This window comes from Arthrobacter sp. CAL618 (genome assembly GCF_000468215.1).
Lineage (GTDB): Bacteria > Actinomycetota > Actinomycetes > Actinomycetales > Micrococcaceae > Arthrobacter_D.
This window is the reverse complement of the sequence record NZ_ASZW01000194.1, coordinates 1-1,136: the sequence shown is the minus strand read 5'-3', so window position 1 is coordinate 1,136 and position 1,136 is coordinate 1. Positions and strand designations below refer to the sequence as shown.

At 68.6% G+C, this 1,136-nt stretch carries 3 protein-coding genes (1 of these 3 running past the window's edge); all 3 read right to left on the bottom strand.

Going from position 1 to position 1,136, the window contains the following annotated elements; all coding sequences use genetic code 11:
* Positions 1-205, bottom strand: the 5' end (the start) of a protein-coding gene (rimI, locus tag K728_RS0111715) for a ribosomal protein S18-alanine N-acetyltransferase (protein WP_024476832.1). It extends 248 nt beyond the left edge of the window; 205 of the gene's 453 nt are visible here — the first part of the coding sequence; it begins with the start codon at positions 203-205; its stop codon lies off the left edge, out of view.
* Complete coding sequence (tsaB, locus tag K728_RS0111710) at positions 202-861, bottom strand: tRNA (adenosine(37)-N6)-threonylcarbamoyltransferase complex dimerization subunit type 1 TsaB (RefSeq protein ID WP_024476831.1); 660 nt, start codon at positions 859-861, stop codon at positions 202-204. Before tsaB ends, rimI begins: the two co-directional genes overlap by 4 nt.
* A gap of 9 nt (positions 862-870) precedes the next feature.
* Positions 871-1,136: tRNA (adenosine(37)-N6)-threonylcarbamoyltransferase complex ATPase subunit type 1 TsaE (locus K728_RS0111705; RefSeq protein WP_024476830.1), on the bottom strand; the 266-nt coding region annotated here is incomplete at its 5' end.

Sequence of the window (1,136 nt, the reverse complement as noted above, 5' to 3'; positions counted from 1 at the left end):
CGGCGGTCGCCGCCACACACATGACTCCCGCATAGCCGACCATGCGGCCCTCGATCTCGGCGACCAGGTAGCGGCGTGTTTCAGTCTGGGACACCTCATCCAGGAACATTTCCAGCGGCCAGGCGTCAGTAGGGAACAGTTCCAACTCCAGGCGTGCGACAGCCGGAACGTCCTGAAGCAGCAAATCGCGCAACGAGAAGCTCATCCGGTCGCCCGCTTCCGGGGGCCGGGGACCCGCGCGTCGGACTCCCGCAGGTACAGCGGAGCGGTATCCAACAACGCCAGCCCAGCGGAGAGCCGCCGGGAGGCGGACCGCCCCAACGCCGCGGCCGAGGGGTGCAGTTCGGTGAAGCCTGCGACTCCTGCCAGGACGTCGGGGTAGAGGCCCGCGCCTTTGCCATAGGTCGGGAGGGTAGGGAGCGACGACGGCGCGCCCACGTGCGGCCCCTCCAGCACCCCGGGGACGCCGTCCTCGGCCCGGTACCGGGCCCAGTAGACCTCTTTCCGCCGGGCATCCGTGGCGACCAGGAACTCGCCGGTCCCGGCATGCGCTGCAGCGTCCTCGGCGATGGAGTCGAGACTCATCACTCCGTGCAGCGGCACGTCCCAGACGTAGGCGAGAGTCCTGGCGGTAGCCAACCCGGCCCGCAGCCCGGTGAAAGGTCCCGGTCCAACGCCCACCACTATCGCCGTCAGGTCCGTTCCGGTGATACCCGCTTCGGCCAGCAGATCGGCGACTGCGGGGGCGAGCACCTCCGCGTGGCTCCTCGTGTCTTCGGTCGCGAAAGCCCCGGTCACGACGCCGTCCAGCACCAGGGCTGCACTCGCCGCGGCGGAGGTATCGAGGGACAAAATCAGCATCCTGCCAGCCTAATCGAGGGAGCCGACGGCAGACGGCGTATTCGCCCAGCGCTGACCGTACCCCTCGATGAGGACCCGTCGAGGCTCGTCGTCGTCATCGGGGTCAGCGGAGGCGCCGGCCATCGCTGGCCGGTCAAGATGAATCTCGAGGTGGCTCTCGGCCAGATGCTCCACCCGCCCGGCTCCCCACTCGACGACTGTCACGCTGGTATCCATGGTCGATTCCAGGTCGAGGTCATCGATGTCAGCGGCGGATTCCAGCCGGTAGGCGTCGG

Bases quoted from the DNA above. Each gene is read 5' to 3' on its own strand.
- tsaB (WP_024476831.1), bottom strand. From the start codon at position 861: ATGCTGATTTTGTCCCTCGATACCTCCGCCGCGGCGAGTGCAGCCCTG.